The sequence below is a fragment of the Massilia sp. DJPM01 genome, assembly GCF_030348125.1.
GTDB classification, from domain to species: Bacteria; Pseudomonadota; Gammaproteobacteria; order Burkholderiales; family Burkholderiaceae_D; genus Telluria_A; species Telluria_A frigida.
Window position 1 is genome coordinate 1 of record NZ_JAQOZV010000032.1, and the last position, 18,424, is coordinate 18,424.

The following is an 18,424-nucleotide window of genomic DNA, read 5'->3' on the forward strand; positions in this document are numbered from 1 at the left end:
GTTCAAGATCCTTGCGGGGGTCACCCCTACGCCCATCGCGCTACGTGATCAATACGGCGTTAAAACCCATCAGGTTGAGTGACCATACTCAGCGGCAGCCGCACTGATTAACAGGGAAACCCATCTCAGAAGCATCCGCCAGGGGGCGTCGCAGCGGGAGCGGATTCGTCAGCGCCCGGCGGTGATTTGGCCGTGCCCGAATTGAGCGCCACGTCATCGGGGCCATCGATATGTACCTTGCTGCCGGTCTTGATGTGGACCTCCTTGCTCTCCAGGTAAATGGCATCGGGGGTCATCACGAACTTCGATTTGCCGCACACCAGTTCGATCCGCTCGCCGGCGGAAATGGCCACCGTTTTGCCCACGGTCGTGGTCTGGCTCTGCCCCACCATGGTCGCCATGATCATGCCGACATTCAGGTTGTAGCCCATGCCGACCGTGTCCATGCGACCCATGCCCACGTTTTGCATGTAGGCCATGCCGATCGTTTCGGTCTTCATCTTGGCCACATTGATCGACCAGTTCTTGCCGATCTTGTCCACCTCGTTCTTGCCCACAGTCTTGCTGCGGTTGGCGCCAATACTCAGCGCCTCGTTCTTGCCCACACCGTCCGTGCGGTTGTCGCCGATGCTGATCGTTTCATCGTGGTCCACGCGCTCACGACGGTTGTTGTGGATAGTGATGCTTTGGTCGTTGTCGACGGTTTCGGTGCGGTCGTGATGCACGGTGATGGTTTCGTCGCGGTCCACCGTTTCGGTACGGTCGCGCTTGACATGACTGATTTCATCGCGGTCGATCGTCTTGCGGCGGTCGTTGCCCACCCACTTGTCCTCGTCGTGCTCAACTTCGGTAAGCTGATCCTTCTCCGCGTGCAGCCACAGTTGCTCCTGACCTTTCTTGTCCTCGAAGCGCAAGGCGTTGGCATTGTCGTAGCTGCCGCCCGGCGTCGAGCGCGACAGGATGCCGCTCTGGGTCTTATTGGCTGGCAGATTCCAGGGCGGCATGGTGTCGGCATTGGGCACCATGCCGGTAATGATCGGCCGGTCGGGATTGCCGTCCATGAACTGCACCAGCACTTCAGTACCGATGCGCGGAATCGACGTCATGCCGAAGTTCGCTCCCGCCCAAGGCGTCGCCACCCGAATCCAGGCCGAGCTTTGTTCATCGCTGGCGCCAACCCGGTCCCAATGGAACTGCACCCGCACACGGCCGAATTCATCGGTATGGATTTCTTCGCCGGCAGGACCGACGACGGTCGCACTCTGGATGCCGTGGATTTTGGTCTCAACGCTGTTGTGATCACGTCCGGCACGGAACGGGATGATCTTGCGGATGCAGGTCAGCGTATTTTCGTAGCGAGACTCCGCCGTATCCTTGACGTGGTAATTATTACTGGCGATGTGGTGAACCGCCGTCACCAGGAACTCGCGCGCTTGCGCATCGTCGTTCCTGTCGCTGGCATCGAAGTGGCCCGTCAGCCGGAACCAGCGCCCCGGCATCAGGTAGCGGCAATTGCCGGCGCCCTCGAACTGTTTTCCGGCCGCTTCCACTTCCTCCATGCGTAACTGAGCCAAGGCGCGCGCACCGCCGCCGAAGCCGAACGCGCCAGTGTATTCATAGGATTCGATATTTGGCACGTCGCCCTGCCGGTTCACCGTCGGCAGCGAGGTCACGGCCGGATGCGGCGACTTGAAGTCGTATGACGCCAGCGCCACCGTACCCTGCATGATGTGGCGCGCTGGCGACCATTCGCCAATACCGTCCTCGATCACCGTTCCGCCATGACGCTGGAAAGGCACTTCCGGACTGCCATCGATCGCTTGCGCGCTGGTCGTGTCGTCCGACAGGATCAGTTTGTGGCCGCTGGCGCTGTGCTCGAACCAATACACAATACCGGCTGCGGCCCAGCGCCGCTCCAGGAAATTGCGGTCGCTTTCATCGAACTGGCAGCAATCGGTCATCACCCCGCTCGCCCCCTGCACCCGCCAGTCCCAATCCGCCAGGCTGCCGTAGTCACCGAAGATACTCGCGGTCTGCTGATACATGGTCGTGTAATGGAACAAGTAATTATCCTTGCGCATGCTCAGATATTTGTACCAGGGCCCAAGCTTGGCTTCGTAATAGGAGATGCCGCCGTCGACAGTCCTGAGACCGAAGCTGAACACGCGACCAGTGAAGTAGCGCATGCTGCCATCCTTGCGCACCAGTTGCACGCACATCATCTTCCCCTGCAAATCCTTCAAGGCGATGTTCGGATCATCCGACAGTAATTCGACTGTGAATTCGAACGGGCACGACAGTCTTTCCATCGCTTCCAGCTTATTGACCAACAACTGGGCAGACGGTCCGTCATTGCCCGGAAACGACAGGCGCAGGAGACGCTTGTGCTGGCGGCCAATGATGATTTCTTGCAGGCTGGATAACGCAGTAGTCATGAGATTCCCATTGGACAATAATTTAAGCGCGTACATGCACCAGCCGCCCACGAGGACGCGGTCGGGCCGGGAACGATGATGCGTAGAAGATGGCCAGAATACCGGCCCACAAACGTACAAGGATTTAACACCGATGTCGCTGAGAATGCACAACCCAAGGCCTGATGAGCTTTAGGAAAACGGCACTCCAACTAGCGTAAAGAACGAACGCTTTATGATCTAAAAGATCACAATTGCAGCGTATTCGACAATAATAATCCAACTATAAAATTGTCGTTTTGAAATTATTGGTGGCAGCGGAGGCGGAATTTGAGATGAAAAAAAAGCCCGCCGAAGCGAGCTCTAATCCAATGTATTACCAATGCTTTAATCGTGTCCCAGACGCCCATGCTATCTGCGTGGTGCCCTGACGTGTAAATCGACTACCGTATTCGGAATTACAAATCCATGCTGTTGCTACCATTTACCTTTGCGACATTACACATATTGCGCGGCGGTGCAGGCCCTGGATAGGGTTTCGGTCCGTTTGAACCTCACCACTAAACGTAGTATAGCACAGGATTGTGCGGCGCAGCAAACATTATCACCTTGATCCGGCAAGCGCGTCGTCGGGATCTGGCATCGGGCCGCTGGCGCCGGCAACGCAGACCAAGGTCAATTCGGCCATGACTGGACTCTCGCCAGCCCTCTTCAGTAATCGCTTGAGCCACAGGCATTCGTGTACGGTGCCGGCAAACACGATGCCCGATTCATGCTTGAGCACGACATACGCGGTCATCAGATCACAATAGCGCCGCACAGACGAAAAAAAAGCCCGCCGAAGCGAGCTCTAATCCAATGTATTACCAATGCTTTAATCGTGTCCCAGGCGCCCATGCTATCTGCGTGGTGCCCTGACGTGTAAATCGACTACCGTATTCGGAATTACAAATCCAGGCTGTTGCAACCATCTACCTTTGCGACATTACACATATTGCGCGGCGGTGCAGGCTCTGGATAGGGTTTCGGTTCGTTTGAACCTCACCACTGAACGTAGTGTAGCACATGTTTGTGCGATGCAGCAAACTTTATCGCATTATTGCGCCGGGCGTGTGGTCATCGGGGTCGGTTCCTTGTGCTGTTCGTTGCGCCCCGCCCGTTCATATTCGGAAATCACCTGCGCGCCGAACAGCAGCAAGGTCGCGCCGATCTCCAGGCTGAACATGACCACGATGGCGGTGGTCATCGAGCCGTACACCATATTCACCTGCGACAAGGTCGAAAAGTACCAGACCAGCACATGGCGCGCGATTTCCCACAGCAGCGCCGCCGTCACGCCGCCAATGAGCGCGTGCGACAGCGACAACCGCCCCACCGGCATCACCAGATAGATGGAACTGAGCACCAGGATCTCGCCGGTCAGCCCCAGGCAATACAGCAGCACCCCGGACACGCCGTTGAGCGACCACTCGTAGCCGAGGAACCACACGCTCTCCTCGCCCATCACCTGCAGCGTGCCCGCCACCAGGGTGACGATCATGATGCCCGCGCCGAGCGCCAGGATATAACAGTAAGGCAGGATCGCCGAGATCAAAAAGTGCCGCCGCCGGATCGCTACCCGGTGATGGAAGATCACGCTCATCGCATTTTCCAGCGCGGTGAACGCGAGCGAACTAAAAAAAAGCATGCTGGCAAACAGCACCCAGGTGACCAGATCGCGGTCGTCCATGAAGTGCGACAGTTCTTTCACGATGGCGTTGGACTGTCCCGGCACCAGCCACTCCAGATAGCGCGCCAGCGTCGACAACAACTCCGCCTGGTCGATGAAGTGCGACAGCGCCACCACCACCAGCATCAGGAACGGCACGATCGACAGCAGCGCGTAATACGCCACAGCGCCGGCCAGCAGCAAGCCCTGGTTGGCCTTGAAGCCCTTGAGCGTTTGCCACGCAAAGGCGAGCGGATGCCCAAGCACGTACGCGTTGGCGCGGCGGTTCAAGATACGCAAGCGCAGACCCTTGGAGCCCTTCATCGCGCCAGCCTGATGCCTGTGAACTGCCAGCGCGCACCGGCCGGGAAGAAGTTGCGGTAGCTGGCGCGGGCATGACCGGGCGGCGTGGCGCACGAGGAACCGCGCAGAACATATTGATTTAACATGAATTTACCATTGTATTCGCCCAGCGCGCCGGGCGCGCAGGCATAGCCGGGATACGGCGCGTAGCTGCTGCTGGTCCACTGCCAGCACTCGCCGAACATTTGCGTCAGCCCCGCGCCCTGCGGCGCGCCGGCCGGATGCAGGGCGCCGGTGACCGCGTCGATGCCTGCGGCAGCGACTTCCCACTCCGCCTCGGTCGGCAGGCGTGCTTTCATCCAGTGCGCGAACGCATCGGCCTCGTACAGCGACAGATGCGTCACCGGCCGCGCCGCATCGAGCATCTGCAATCCCTGCAGCGTAAATTCGTGCCACTGCCCGTGCGCGTCGCGCTGCCAGTACAGCGGGTGCGCCAGTTTCAGTTCGCCCACGCTGTCCCAGCCCTCGGACAGCCACAGGGCCGGTTCGCGATAGCCGCCCGCCTCGATGAACGCCAGGTACTCGCCATTAGTCACCAGGCGCGACGCCAGCGCGAACGGCGCCAGATACTGGCGATGGCGCGGCAGCTCGTTGTCGAAACTGAAGCTGTCATCCACATGGCCGATCTCGGCCAGGCCGCCATCGAAGCCAACCCACGCCAGCGCCGCGCCGCCCTGCGCGCGCGGCAGTGCACTATCCATATAGGCGGGCCACATGGCGTTTTGCGCCAGCAGGTGCTTGACATCGGTGAGCATCAGTTCCTGGTGCTGCTGCTCGTGCTGCAAGCCCAGTTCCAGCAAACCATGGAGCTCGTCGCCGCCCTGCTGCGCCAGCAGGCGCCCCACGCGCGCATCGACATTGGCGCGGTAGGCGCGCACCTCGCGCATGGCGGGACGCGTCAGGGCGCCACGCTGGGCGCGCGGATGGCGCTCGCCGATGCCGTTGTAATAGGAGTTGAACAGCACCCGGAAGGCCGGATGAAACGGCGCGAAGCCTTCCTCGAAGCGTTCCAGGATAAACGTCTCGAAAAACCAGGTGGTATGCGCCAGGTGCCATTTGATGGGACTGGCGTCGGGCATCGACTGCGCGCCGCAGTCTTCGTCCGACAGCGGTTCGGCCAGCATCAGCGAACGCTTGCGCACGCCGTCGTAAAGGTCGCGCATGCTCATCGGGCAATGGCGCGCGCGTAGATGACCGCGAACCACTGGTCCGGATCGGTCCACACATGCACGCTCTGAAAGCCCGATTGTTCCAGCAAGCCCACCGCCGCGCTCTGGCGGTACTTGTAGCTGTTCTCGGTATGAATCCGCTCGCCCGCCGCGAAACGGCGTTCCCCGCCCGGCCAGCGCACGGTGAGCGCTGCGCGCGCTTCCAGGTGCATCTCGACCCGGCTTTCATCGGCGTTGAAAAAGCCGCGGTGGCGCCACTGCGCCACGTTGAAGTCGGCGCCCAGCAACTGGTTCACATGGCGCAGGAGATTCAGGTTGAAGGCGGCCGTGACGCCGATGGCGTCGTCGTAGGCCGCGTCGAGCGTGGCGGCATCCTTGACCAGGTCGATCCCGATCAGCAGCGCGCCATCGTCGTCGCACTCGTCGCGCGCGCGGCCGAGAAAGGCGCGCGCCTCGTCCGGCGTGTAATTGCCGATCGACGAACCCGGATAAAAGAACAGGCGCTTGCCGGGCCGGACCACGCCCGGCAGGTCGAGATGCGCCGAAAAATCCAGTCCCAGGCCGGTCATCTCAATATGCGGAAAGCGCTGCTGCAAGCGTTCGATGGATTCGCGCAGGAAATCGTAGGAAATGTCGACCGCCACATACTGGGCCGGATGCAGCAGCGGGAACAGGCGCGCCGCCTTGGCGCAATTACCCGCACCCAGGTCGATCAGCGTGCTGCCCACGCCCACGGCGCGCGCGACGTCGGCGCCGTGGCGCGCCACGATCGCCGCTTCGGTGCGGGTGGGATAATATTCGGGCAACTCGCAAATCGCCTCGAACAGCCGGGAACCGAGCGCGTCGTAGAGGAACTTGGGCGAGATGGCCGCGCTCCCGCCGAGCAGGCCGGCAGTCAGTTCGGACACGATGGCGCCACTGGCGCGCCCATCGCGCGCGTCGGCAAAGCTGGAAGTCGGCATAGGAGTGCTCAATCGAAATCGCTGCGTTGGTGTTTTTGTTATCATAGCTGAATATCCCGTATGAAACGGTCCGCCCGGCGTTCAAGCGTGCTCGCTGGCCGGCATCCATCCCGACCTCCCTACAAGGCTACCATGACCCACTTCTCCGCACCGCGCACCCTCAAGTCCATGCTGGCTGCGTCATTGGCCGCCACCGCACTGCTGGCCAGCAGCGCCATCGCCCAGGTCACGCCGGGCGTGCTGCGCGTATCGGCCATTCCCGACGAAGCACCGACCGAGTTGCAGCGCAAGTTCAAGCCGCTGGGCGACTACCTGGCCAAGGCCACCGGCCTGAAAGTCGAATTCACGCCGGTGACCGATTACCCGGCCGCGGTCGAGGGACTGGTCAACAAGCGCCTCGACCTGGTCTGGTTCGGCGGCTTTACCTTTGTGCAGGCCAATGTGCGCAGCAAGGGCCAGGTCACCCCGCTCGTGCAGCGCCAGGAAGACACCGCCTTCCGCTCGGTGTTCGTCACCACCAAGGCCGATATCAACAAGCTCGATGACCTCAAGGGCAAGACCCTCAGCTTCGGCTCCGAGTCGTCCACCTCGGGCCACCTGATGCCGCGTTCCTACCTGCTGGCCGCGAAAATCGATCCGGACGCGGATCTCAAGCGCGTGGCCTACTCCGGCGCGCACGACGCCACCGTGGCCGCTGTCGCCGGCGGCAAGGTCGATGCCGGCGCACTGAATATCTCGGTATGGGAAAAACTGGTCGCCGAGAAGAAGGTCGATCCGGCTGCCGTGCGCGTGTTCTACACCACCCCGGGTTACTTCGATTACAACTGGACCGTGCGCGCCGACATGCCGGCGCCGATGAAGAAGAAGCTGACCGACGCCTTCCTCGCCCTCGACAAGTCCACTCCGGAAGGCAAGGAAATCCTCGACTTGCAAAAAGCCAGCAAGTTCGTGCCGACCAAGCCGGAAAACTACAGCGCCATCGAAGCGGCCGCGCGCAGCGCCAAGCTGCTCAAGTAAGCAGGTAAGCGCGCATGGACTCCTACCGCCTCGGCAAGCTCACCGTGCGTCACCTGGCCGGCGCGCAGGCGAGCGCCTTGCACGAGATCGACCTGGCGGTGGCGCAGGGCGAGCAGCTGGCCGTGATCGGCCCGTCCGGGGCCGGCAAGACCACCTTGCTGGCCACCCTCGCCTGCGCCCACGCGCCGGCCGGCGGCACCCTGCGCGTGCTCGGCCAGGATCCCTGGACCCTGCCCGGCGCGGCGCGCCACAAGCTGCGCGCCAGCCTGTTCCTGGCGCCGCAAACGCCGCCCCTGCCGCCGCGCCAGCGCGTGGTCACGGCGGTGCTGGCGGCGCGCCTGCCCGAATGGACCCTGGGCCAGGCGCTCGCCTCCCTGTTCAAGCCGGCCGATCCCGACGCCGCCCACGCGGCGCTGGTGCGCTTCGGCCTGGGCGACAAACTGTACGCCCGCGTCGACCGCCTCTCCGGCGGCGAGCGCCAGCGCTGCGGCCTGGCGCGCCTGCTGCTCTCGTCGGCCCGCGTGTTCCTGGTCGACGAGCCGCTCTCCGCGCTCGACCCGGCGCTGTCGCAGATGACCCTGGCCACCCTGCAGCAGGAAGCGGTGCGCCGCAACGCCACGCTGATATGCAGCCTGCACCAGGTCGACATGGCGCGCGCCCATTTTCCGCGCATCGTCGGCCTGCGCCACGGGCGCATCGTGTTCGACGCCGCCCGCGAGGACGTCAGCGACGAGATGATCGCGGCGCTCTACCAGAATGAAGCCATGGTGCGGCACACGCCCGAGGCGCACGAAACGCCCGAACGGCTGGCCGTCGGCGCCTGCTTCTGACGCATGCCAGCGGCAACCGTCCACCATCCCGACCCGGCCTGGCGCGCGCGCCTGGCGATCCTCGCCATCGGCGCGGCCCTGCTGTGGCCAGCCCTGGTGTTCAGCGAATTCAAGCCCTGGATCCTGTTCGACCTGCAAAGCCTCTCCGCGGCCAGCCAGTTCCTGGCCGGCTTCCTGAAACCCGCCCACGCGCCCGAGTTCCTGGCGATGGTGCTGCGCGAAACCTGGCAGACGGTGGCCATCGCCACCGCCGGCCTGACCCTGGCCCTGCTCGGCGCCATACCGGCCACCCTGATCATCACCGAACGCCTGTCCATCTCGCGCCTGGGCACGCGCCGCATGCACTGGGCCGCCCGCCTGCTGCGCCAGCTGGTGCGCTGGGTGCTGGTGCTGCTGCGCAGCGTGCCCGAACTGGTGTGGGCCATCCTGTTCGTGCGCGTGGCCGGCCTGGGCCCGACCGCCGGCGTGCTGGCCATCGCGCTCACCTACAGCGGGATGCTGGGCAAGGTGTACGCGGAAATCCTCGAATCGACCGACGCCCATGCCACCGGCGCGCTGCTGGCCAACGGCAGTTCGCGCCTGGCCGCGCTCCTGTATGGGGCGCTGCCCGAATCGGCCTCCGAACTGGTCTCGTACACCGTCTACCGCTGGGAATGCGCCATCCGCGGCTCGGCGGTGATCGGCTTTGTCGGCGCCGGCGGGCTCGGCCAGCGCATGGATGAATCGACCCGCATGATGGCCGGCGCCGAAGTGTGCACCATGCTGATCATGTTCGTGCTGCTGGTCGCGCTGGCCGATGCGGTGTCCAAGCTGCTGCGCCGGCGGCTCGGATGAGCGCGCGCGAGCTGCCGGCCGCGCCGCCGCGCCGCCTCTCCACCTGGCTGCTGGCGGCGGCCATCTTGGCGCTCATCGTCGCCAGCTTCGCCTCGCTGCCGCTGCAATGGTCGGCCTTCTTCTCGCCCGATGCGGTCGCGGTGACCAGCGAATTTTTGGCCGGCTTTACCCCGCCCGAAACCTCTCCGGCCTTCCTGCGCAAGACCGCGCTGGCCGCCGCCGAGACGCTCTCGATGTCGGCCATCGGCACCTTGCTGGCGGTGGCCGGCGGCATGGCGCTGGCGATCGCCGGCGCCGGGCGCCTGGGCAAAGTGCAGCGTGCCCTCGCGCGCGGCCTGCTCAACGTGCTGCGCTCGATTCCGGAACTGGTGTGGGCCTCGCTGCTGCTGGTGGCGGCCGGCCTGGGGCCGTTCGCCGGCACCCTGGCGCTGGCCGCGCACACCAGCGGCGTGCTCGGACGCCTGTTCGCCGACGCCCTCGAAAACGCCGACCCGCATCCCGAAACCACCCTGCTCACCAACGGCGCCGCGCCGGCGGCGGCGTTTTTGTACGCCACCATGCCGCAAACGCTGCCCCAGATGCTGTCGTACACCCTGTACCGCTGGGAGAACAATATCCGCGCCGCCGCGGTGCTCGGGGTGGTCGGCGCCGGCGGACTCGGCCAGATGCTCAAGTTCCACCTGTCGCTCTTCCAGATGCAAAACGCGGCCACCGTCATCATCGCCATGCTGCTGCTGGTCGCCCTGGTCGATGCCGCCAGCTTTGCGCTGCGGCGCGCCCTTACCCGCTAGCCCCCGGGCCAGCCCCACCTCCATCACCAGGTATTGCTCATGCTCGAACTGCGCGATCTCGCCAAAAACTACAACGGCCGTCCGGTGCTCAACCGCCTCTCGCACCAATTCAAGGCCGGCGAATTCGTCGCCATCATGGGCGAATCGGGCGTCGGCAAGTCGACCCTGCTGAACCTCATCGCCGGCCTCGATGCGCCCGACAGCGGCGACATCGTGATCGATGGCCAGCCCATGTCGGCGCTCGACGACAATGCCGCCACCAGCCTGCGCCGCACCCGCATGGGTTTCATCTTCCAGGCCTTCCACGTGCTGCCGCACCTGACCCTGGAGCAGAACGTGGCCCTGCCCCTGCTATTGAATGGCCAGAGCCAGGAACGCGCCGGCGCCATGCTGGCGGCGGTCGGCCTCGGCGGCCGGGGCGGCGATTTTCCGCGCCAGCTGTCCGGCGGCGAAATGCAGCGCGTGGCGATCGCGCGCGCGCTGGTGCACCGCCCGGCCCTGGTGCTGGCCGATGAACCGACCGGGAACCTCGATCCGGAGACCGCCGACAGCATTTTGGCCTTGCTCCGGGACGAGGTAAAAGCGAGTGGAGCCAGTGCAATAATGGTCACACATTCTCACGCGGCGGCCGCGCAAGCCGACAAAACCCTCATTTTGACCCGCTCAGGATTGCAAATTGTGCAAGATGTGCGCTAAAAGCCGCATTTCCGTCGTTTAATTTATCAACTTTGCTGCGAGTATATTCTTTCGGTAGTATCATCGGAACAAACCCGACGTGCATGAAATATATCAGAATGTAACAAACGGGTTGAAGTTGACCAACAGTCGATCAGTCCCCCATCAATGAAAAAATAATCTTTGGAGGAGTACGATGAACGTACGGCAAAAGAAACTGGAAATGATCGAGGCGATGAACCGCGCTCGAGCGCTCGAACCATCGAGCTTTGTGCCGAACAAGCTGCTCGACACCTTGATCGAAAAGATGAACCTCAAGAACGATGCGGAGTTGTGCCGCGTGCTGGAAGTCCAGCCGCCAATCATCAGCAAGATCCGCCATCGAAAACTGGCCGTGGGTGCGACGATTCTGCTGCGCATGCACGAAAAGTCGGATATGAGTATCCGCGACTTGAAGGATTTGTCCAACGCGTCAATGCACTAGGCAGTTCTGCACAACTGCCTGGCGCCGGCAGCGCATGTCCGGCGCCCGTTGTACCGCTGCGTGCCGCATGGCGCAGATGTCGATACCGGGCAAGGCTTCACTTTCCGCAGTCCAGCTGCATCCTCACCGAACCCCCGTGCGGACGCCAGCTACTCCATCCCGTAGTGCTTCGCGTAGCGGCTGTCCAGGTTCGCCAGCGGCAGCAGCAGGAACAAATCCGCACTCTCGAAATCAGGATCCCAGGCCGGCTCGCCGCACAGCCACGCGCCCGAGCGCACATAGCCCTTGACCAGCGCCGGCACCTGCACCTTGGCGGCCGCTTGCAGCGCGCCCACCGGAAACGGCAGGTGCGGCGTGACCCGGTATTCGGCCGGCGCGGCGTGCTTGCCGATCAGCGCGCGGTACACGGCGGCCGCGTGATGGCCGCCGTCGGCCACGCTCATGCTGGCGCAGCCGGCCAGGAAATCGCAGCGCTCGCGCCGCATGCACTCGGCCAGGCCGGCCCACAGCAGCATGATCACGCTGCCGCCGCGGTATTTGGGATGGATGCAGGCGCGCCCGGCTTCGATGATGCGCTGGCGCAGGTGATTCAGGCGGCCCAGGTCGAATTCCTTGTCGGCGTACAGGCGGCCGGTCCGGCGCGCCCGCGATGGACTCAGTACGCGGTAGGTGCCCACCACCTTGAGGGTGGAGGCGTCGCGCACGATCAGGTGCTCGCAGTGCTCGTCGAATTCGTCGCGGTCGAGCCGCTCGGCATTGGCCAGCGCGGACAAGCCCATCGTTTCGATGAACACCTTGTAGCGCAGGCGCTGCACGTCGCGCACGTCGGCCGGCGTCGACGCCAGGCTCAGGACCAGCCGCGGCGCGGCCGGTTTCGTATCCAGGCAGGGATGGAGGTTTTGCATGCTTCGTCCTTTCAGTGGCGACGAAGCACAGCCTAACTGCGTAATTTGTCAGGCCAGTGACAGCCGCGTGTCATGCGGATGACACGCGGAGAACGGCTTATTCGCTTTTCGGGCGGCCGGTTTTCAGCTGCGGAAGGCTGGACAACACCTTTTGCAGGGTGGCGATATCGAGGTCGCTGATCAGGGCCACGCCGATGCGCAGCAATTCGCTTTTCTTGATCTCGAAGCCGGCTTTCAGGCAGGCTTTCTTGACCTGGCCGAGCACCGCGTATTCCTGCTCCGGCATGGTGAAGCTGTCGCGCACCAGCTTGGCCTTGCGCGCCTTGTCGCGCGTGCCGCTGTCGGCATCGCTGTCCGGCGTGGCGGGCGCGGCCAGCTTGGGTGCCGGCTTGGCCGCTTTGCCGCTGCCGCTTTTCGCCACCGGCTTGGCCAGCGCTTTTGCCGGCGCCGCCGCTGGCGCCTTCATTGCGATCTTCGGTGCCGCCGCTGGTGCGGCTTTCGCTACCGCCTTCGGTGCCGCCTTCGCTACCGCCTTCGGTGCCGCCTTGGCGCGCACCGGCGCGATCGCCTTGACCGGCTCCTTTGGCGCGCTGGCCGCCGCGCTCTTGCGCACGGCTGGCTTGAGCGCGGCCTTGGCCGGTACCGCCTTCTTCGCGGCGGCGCCAGTTGTCTTTTTCGGCCCCGCCTTGGCGGCGCGCGTTGCCGATGCGGCTGTTTTCAGTTCCGCGATCGTGTGTCCGTTGGTTTTTTCGCTTGCAGTCTTGGCCATTGAGTAACTCCGTCTTGATATCGATTTAAACAGTATATACGATTTACTCAATTGCCGACGCGCAGCACTTTTCTTGAGTTCGCACAACCTTACGGCAACTTGGCACCGAATATGGCACCAGCAGGCGCGCCAAGCCCCGGATATTGAGGTGGATCACATTCCATACAGAAATATTTGCGCGTTGACGTCAGATTCGCCGCGCGCCCGCATGGCGTTTCGCCAACTCAGGCGTCCACCGCCAGTTCCGGAAAGCGCCGCAGCAGGTCGCGCACCTTGGCCTGGGCGCCCCAGGCATCCCAGGCGTGCAGCGCGCGCCGGCCGTAGTCGATGGCCAGGGCGGCGGCCCCGCGTTCGCGGCAGCAGGCCGCCGCCAGCTCGCAGGCCAGCGCCGCGTTCTGCACGAAGCCGCCCTCCATGGCGGCCGCGATGGCATCCTCGTAGCCGCGCATGGCGCCGTCCGGATTGCCATCGATGCGCGCCAGTTCGGCGCCGACCAGCAAATAGCGGTTGGCGAAATTGACGGGGCACGACGCGGCCCAGCTTCCCAGCAGCGCGTGCTTGTCGCACACCGCTTCGAGCAGGCGCCGGCGCCGCGCCGGCGACGCCGTGCGGTACACCGCCGTCATCGCCAGCGCATGGTAAAAATGGTGCGTGGTCTCGTTGAGCGAGGCCAGGAAAAAATGCAGGTTGTTGGCCGCCGCTTCGGAAGCGGCCAGCGCCTCGTCGTAGCGCCCGAAGGTGAACGCCAGCACCTGCTGCATCAGCAGATAGCGTGCGCGCGCCGCGCCAAAACTGCCCTGGCCGAAACCGGCGATGGCGCCGGCCGCGCCATCGTCGCCGTGGCCATCCTCGCCCATCAGGGTCAGCGCCAATTGTTCGTAGCCGCGCAGCAGGCGCACCAGCGCGTGGTTGCCGTGGCGCCGCGCGAAGCCCTGGTAGTGCTCCGCCATCTGGCGCACGTTCGCCAGCGGCAGTCCCGCCTCGAACGCATTCCAGGTGGCGACGTGGGCCGAATAACCGGCGTGCGGCAGGTCGCCGGCCCGTTCGCAGCTGGCAAAGGCCAGCTCCAGCGACGCCACGCTGGCGGCGATCGGGTCGCGCCACGGGTGAATGTAGGCCGCATGCACGAAGCGCAGGCGCCCGATGCGCTTGGACGGCGGTGCATTGAACTGCACCTGTTCGATAGCCAGCGCCGAAAACGCAAACGCATCCTCGATCGCGCCCAGCGACACCTGCAGGATCGCGTAGCGCGAATAGATCATGCAGCTCGACTCGGTGCGTCCGTGCGTGAGCGTGTAATTGAGCGCCTTGGCGGCCAGCAGGAAATACAGTTCCGGACGCACCGCGAACACGGGCGAACCGATATCGGACAGCAGTTCGGCCACGATCGCCACTTCCGGGTCGGTGCTCGCCGGCAGGGCGCGCAGGCTGTCGATGCTGCGCCCGGCCATGCGCGCGTCGATGGCGCTGCGTTCTTCGCGCAAGGCCCAGTCGATTTCCGCGCGCGTGGCCGGAAAGGTCACGCCGAACAGGGCCAGCGCGTCGAGCGCCACCGCCACCGCCTGGTCGAAGCGTTCGCGCAACTGGTACACGGCCACCCGCAGCAGCGCCACGCGCGCCAGGTCGATGCGCGAACGGGACTGCTCAACCAGCAGCTCGAACAGGCGCCCGGCGCGCTCCAGGTGGCCACACAGGTATTCGCATTCGGCCAGCGCCGCGTACATGGCGTAGGTGGCGTCGAGGTCATCTTTCCAGGCCCGTGCCGGCGTCAGCGCGGCCGCCAGCGAAAAATAATTGCGCGCCGAATCGTAGGCGATCGCGTTGCGCGCGCGCGTGCCGGCCAGCGCGTTCAGGCGCGCCAGCTCGCGCAGTTCGGCCGTGTCGCGCATGGCCGCGCGCGCGCGGTTCAGGTGGTGCACGATGTCGAACACATGCTTGTCGAGCGCTCCGGGCGCCACGTTTTCCAGCAGCAGGCGCCCGATATGCAGGTGGCGCTCGGGCAGCGAGGCCCCTGCGATCATCGAATACGCGCCCTCCTGCACGCGGTCGTGGGCGAAGCGGTAGTTGCCCGGCTCGCGCACGATCAGCCCGAGGCGCGCGGCCGGCCACAGGTATTCGTCGGTTTCCAGCAGCGACATGCCCGACACCAGCGCGATCGTATCGAGCCCGCAATCGGGCCCCAGGCAAGCGAGCAGCTTGACCAGGTCCAGGGTGCAGCCGGGCAGCTGGCCCAGGCGCTTCACCATCAGCTCGACCACGTTGTCGGAAAACTCCCTGGCCTGGATCGCCTGCGCATCCCACTCCCAGCACGCGGCGTCGTCGTTGAAGCGCAGCAGGCGGTTTTCGCCCAGCCGGGTCAGGAACTGCAAGGTGAAAAACGGATTGCCGGCCGTCTTGGGGAACACCAGCGCCGCCAGCGGGGCCGCTTCGGCGCTGGCGCAATCGAGCGCCGCGGCCACCAGTTCGCAGGCCTCGGCGCGGTCGAGCGCTTCGAGTACCACCTCGCGCACCTGGGCGCCGCTGGCCAGCATGGCGTCGCGCGGCAGCGCCATCGGATGCGCGCCGCTCTCCTCGCGCGTGCGCCAGGCGCAGATCGCCAGCATGTGGTCCATGCCACGGTGGGTCAGCAGGTGCGACAGCAGTTTCAGGCTGGCCGGATCGATCCACTGGACGTCGTCGAGGCACACCAGCAGCGCCGTGCCGGGACGGCGGCAAGCTTGCAGGAAGCGCCGGAACACGCCATCGAAGCGGCTCTGCGCTTCCGGCGGCGCCAGCGGCGCCGGGCTGGCGTGCTCGCCGATCACCAGCGCCAGCTCGGGAATGAGGTCGAGCATCAGGCGCGCGTTGGGACCGAGCGCCTCCCGCAGGTCGGCGCGCCAGGCGGCCAGCGCGGCCGGCTCCTCGCGCAGGCGCTCGCGCACCAGCCCCTGGAAAGCCTGGGCCAGCGTGGCGTACGGGATGTCGCGCTGGCGCTGGTCGAATTTGCCGGCGATGATGGTCGCGCCCAGCGCCGTGTCGGAGCGGCGCAGCGCCGCCATCAGGGCCGACTTGCCGGTGCCGGCACGCCCCGACACCAGCACCAGTTGCGGCGCGCCGCCGGCGGCCGCATGGCGCAGGGCATCGTCCAGCAGCGCCAGTTGCGGCGCGCGCCCGACCAGCGAGCCCGGAATGCGCACGCGCAGGGCGCCGTCGTGGCAGCCCAGTACGAACGGTTCGACCCGGCCCTGCGCTTCGAGCATCGAGCGGCAGTGCTGCAGGTCGGCGTACAGTCCGGCCGCGCTCTGGTAGCGCTGCCCCGGGTCGGCGGCCAGCAGCCGCGCGACGATGGAAGAACAGATGCGGTCCACGCCCGGACGGCGCCGGTGCGGCGCCAGCGGCTCGGGCGCGCCCGCCTCGGCACCGCACAGCAGGTGATACAGGACCAGGCCAAGGCGCACCAGGTCGGCCTGCGGGTCGTCCGGACCGTTCAGCGGCGTGGCCATGCCGAAGCCGGTCAGGCGCACGCCGCCGGTGGCCGGATCGAACAGGATATGCCGGGCGGCGAGGTCGCGGTGGACCAGGCGACTGTGGTGCGCATACGACACTGCCAGCGTGATCGCGGCCGCCTGCGCCAGGAAATCGGGCAGGTCGAGGGGACTGGCGGACAGGTCGAGCGGCGCGCCGCCGCTGTCGGCCAGCACCAGGGTGGCGCCGCCGGCGCCGGGCAGCAGCGCCAGCGGGGTGGCGGCCCAGGCGCCGTCGAGCAGCTCGCGCAGGGCGTATTCGTGCTCAAGGAAAGCGCTGGAATGGGGGGCCGCGCCGCGCGCCGCCAGCAGCAGCACCGGCAAGCGGTCGGCGTCGCGCATCGCGCGCAACAGGACCAGCTGCTGGTCCGCGCGCAGGGTATCGATCACGGTGTATCCGTCCGGGGCCTGGGTCAAGGTCACCTCTTGTTTTTGTCGTACAAACGCCGTTCTCCGTTCAGGCGTTGGCAATTATGCCACCACTGATGGTCGTTTGATACAAAAATCAAGCGCCGGGCGCCCCGCCGTGCCCGCTAAGCCACGCTGCGCACGCTGAAATCGGTGCCCACCTCGTCCCACCATTCCTGCTCTTTTTCGATCCAGTACGACACGGTCGGGTGGCTGCCCACCCACTCGCGCCGGATCTCGAGGTCGATGCGGTTCTTCATGCGCAGCTTGAGTTCACCGGCGTCGGCGTCGATGCGCGCATGCATCAGCAGGATCGCCACGCGCAGCGCCAGCACCGCCTTGGCGAAGTCAAGGTCGGTGAGCGCATCGGCCACCTTGCGCAGGTTGCCCTTCTGCGCCAGGATCAATTTGCCCATCACGCGCTGCTCGCGCGTGGTGAACCCGGGCAGGTCGGCGTTCTCGATCATGTAGGCCGCATGCTTGTGGTAGCCGGTCTGCGACACCACCATCCCCATTTCGTGCAGCAGCGCGCTCCAGCGCAGCAGCTTGGCGCAGCCGTCGCCGGCCGGCTTGAGCTGGGTGTACAGGGCGCCCGCCAGCGCCGCGACGCGTCCTGCGCGTTCATCGTCGACATGGAATTTGCGCGCCAGCGCCACCACCGATTCCTCGCGCCGGTCGCGCTGCATCGAGCGCAGGTACAGGTCCCACATGACGCCCATGCGCAGGCCCGCCTCGATCGACTGCATGACCTCGATATCGAGTTCGCGCACCAGCGCGATCAGGATCGCCAGGCCGCCGATGATGGTGCCGGCGCGGTCCGGGCGCAGGCCCGGCATGTCGATGCGCGCCACCTGGCCGAAGTCGATGAAGCGCAGCTTGAGCGCATCGAGTCCGGCGGCGGACAGTTTGCCGTCGCCCAGATTGTTCTTGGCGATGATGTCGGCAAGCGCCCGGATCGTGCCCGAGGAGCCGTAGGCCTGCTTCCAGAACTGCGGATGATAGGGTGGCGCGGCATCCTCGAAGTGGCTGCGCGCCGACAGGATGGCGGCCTCGAACGACACCGCGTCGATCCGCCCGCCGACGAAAAACGACAGGCTTTGCTTGACCGTGCCGATGCTGAACGACTCGACCCGCTCGATGTCCGGGCCGTGCCCGAGAATGATTTCGGTGGAACCGCCGCCGATGTCGATCACCAGGCGCCGCTCGGCGCCGTCAGGCAGGGTGCTGGCCACGCCCATGTAGATCAGGCGCCCCTCTTCCTCGCCCGAGATGATCTCGATCGGATAGCCGATGGCTTGCTCGGCGGCCGGCAGGAATGCCGCGCCGTTGCGCGCCACGCGCAGGGTGGAGGTGGCCACCACGCGCACCGCGTCGAGCCGGTAGCCGGCCAGCACCGCCTGGAAATTGCGCAGGCAGGCCAGGGCCGACTGCATGGCCGCCTCGGTCAGATTGCCCCTGGCGTCGAGCCCGGCGGCCAGGCGGATCGGCTCGCGCACGCTCTTTAACACGCGGATCGCATCGCCATCGTGCTTGCCGATATGCAGGCGAAAACTGTTGGAACCCAAATCTACGGCAGCGTACATCGAAGCCTC

Annotated in this window: 15 protein-coding genes; 6 read left to right on the plus strand and 9 right to left on the minus strand. The window is 65.2% G+C overall.

The window, feature by feature from the left end; genetic code table 11:
* Positions 1 to 125: 125 nt before the first annotated feature.
* The 5 genes from PO883_RS19925 to egtD all read right to left on the minus strand — a co-directional run bounded on the left by PO883_RS19925 (position 126) and on the right by egtD (position 6,616).
* Positions 126 to 2,435 (minus strand): type VI secretion system Vgr family protein, encoded by a 2,310-nt coding sequence (locus PO883_RS19925; RefSeq protein WP_289311294.1) that lies wholly within the window; start codon positions 2,433 to 2,435, stop codon positions 126 to 128.
* A gap of 583 nt (positions 2,436 to 3,018) precedes the next feature.
* On the minus strand, positions 3,019 to 3,213 hold the full coding sequence (locus tag PO883_RS19930) for a hypothetical protein (protein ID WP_289311295.1): 195 nt from the start codon (positions 3,211 to 3,213) through the stop codon (positions 3,019 to 3,021).
* Between the two features lie 297 nt (positions 3,214 to 3,510).
* Complete coding sequence (locus PO883_RS19935) at positions 3,511 to 4,446, minus strand: YihY/virulence factor BrkB family protein (protein WP_099880649.1); 936 nt, start codon at positions 4,444 to 4,446, stop codon at positions 3,511 to 3,513.
* Positions 4,443 to 5,648 carry an ergothioneine biosynthesis protein EgtB gene (gene egtB / locus PO883_RS19940; RefSeq protein ID WP_373890088.1) on the minus strand — a complete coding sequence of 402 codons (1,206 nt, stop codon included), beginning with the start codon at positions 5,646 to 5,648 and terminating at the stop codon, positions 4,443 to 4,445. The genes PO883_RS19935 and egtB overlap by 4 nt, the downstream gene beginning before the upstream one ends.
* Before the next feature lie 2 nt (positions 5,649 to 5,650).
* Positions 5,651 to 6,616, minus strand: a complete 966-nt coding sequence (egtD, locus tag PO883_RS19945) for an L-histidine N(alpha)-methyltransferase (protein WP_289311297.1) — start codon at positions 6,614 to 6,616, stop codon at positions 5,651 to 5,653.
* Positions 6,617 to 6,748: 132 nt separating this feature from the next.
* Here egtD and PO883_RS19950 point away from each other — a divergent pair, with 132 nt between their 5' ends.
* From PO883_RS19950 to PO883_RS19975, 6 genes are all read left to right on the plus strand, one after another.
* Positions 6,749 to 7,633: a putative selenate ABC transporter substrate-binding protein gene (locus tag PO883_RS19950; protein WP_167086863.1), complete on the plus strand. Its 885-nt coding sequence runs from the start codon at positions 6,749 to 6,751 to the stop codon at positions 7,631 to 7,633.
* Between the two features lie 14 nt (positions 7,634 to 7,647).
* A complete protein-coding gene (locus PO883_RS19955; protein WP_289311298.1) occupies positions 7,648 to 8,463 on the plus strand; it encodes a phosphonate ABC transporter ATP-binding protein in 816 nt (271 codons plus the stop codon).
* 3 nt (positions 8,464 to 8,466) lie between these two features.
* The gene (locus PO883_RS19960; protein WP_289311299.1) at positions 8,467 to 9,297 is read left to right on the plus strand and encodes an ABC transporter permease; all 831 of its coding nucleotides are present in this window, start codon (positions 8,467 to 8,469) and stop codon (positions 9,295 to 9,297) included.
* Positions 9,294 to 10,088: a phosphonate ABC transporter, permease protein PhnE gene (phnE, locus tag PO883_RS19965; RefSeq protein ID WP_289311300.1), complete on the plus strand. Its 795-nt coding sequence runs from the start codon at positions 9,294 to 9,296 to the stop codon at positions 10,086 to 10,088. Before PO883_RS19960 ends, phnE begins: the two co-directional genes overlap by 4 nt.
* Before the next feature lie 39 nt (positions 10,089 to 10,127).
* Positions 10,128 to 10,784, plus strand: coding sequence for an ABC transporter ATP-binding protein (locus PO883_RS19970; RefSeq protein WP_289311301.1), 657 nt, complete (start codon positions 10,128 to 10,130; stop codon positions 10,782 to 10,784).
* Positions 10,785 to 10,959: 175 nt separating this feature from the next.
* A complete protein-coding gene (locus PO883_RS19975) occupies positions 10,960 to 11,247 on the plus strand; it encodes a hypothetical protein (RefSeq protein ID WP_054263205.1) in 288 nt (95 codons plus the stop codon).
* A gap of 149 nt (positions 11,248 to 11,396) precedes the next feature.
* Here PO883_RS19975 and PO883_RS19980 read toward each other — a convergent pair whose 3' ends face one another.
* The 4 genes from PO883_RS19980 to PO883_RS19995 all read right to left on the minus strand — a co-directional run bounded on the left by PO883_RS19980 (position 11,397) and on the right by PO883_RS19995 (position 18,415).
* A complete protein-coding gene (locus tag PO883_RS19980; protein ID WP_289311302.1) occupies positions 11,397 to 12,152 on the minus strand; it encodes a GNAT family N-acetyltransferase in 756 nt (251 codons plus the stop codon).
* 97 nt (positions 12,153 to 12,249) lie between these two features.
* Positions 12,250 to 12,921 carry a hypothetical protein gene (locus PO883_RS19985; protein WP_289311303.1) on the minus strand — a complete coding sequence of 224 codons (672 nt, stop codon included), beginning with the start codon at positions 12,919 to 12,921 and terminating at the stop codon, positions 12,250 to 12,252.
* Positions 12,922 to 13,145: 224 nt separating this feature from the next.
* Positions 13,146 to 16,841 (minus strand): AAA family ATPase, encoded by a 3,696-nt coding sequence (locus PO883_RS19990; protein WP_289311304.1) that lies wholly within the window; start codon positions 16,839 to 16,841, stop codon positions 13,146 to 13,148.
* Positions 16,842 to 16,957: 116 nt separating this feature from the next.
* The gene (locus tag PO883_RS19995) at positions 16,958 to 18,415 is read right to left on the minus strand and encodes a Ppx/GppA phosphatase family protein (protein ID WP_289311305.1); all 1,458 of its coding nucleotides are present in this window, start codon (positions 18,413 to 18,415) and stop codon (positions 16,958 to 16,960) included.
* Positions 18,416 to 18,424 lie beyond the last annotated feature (9 nt).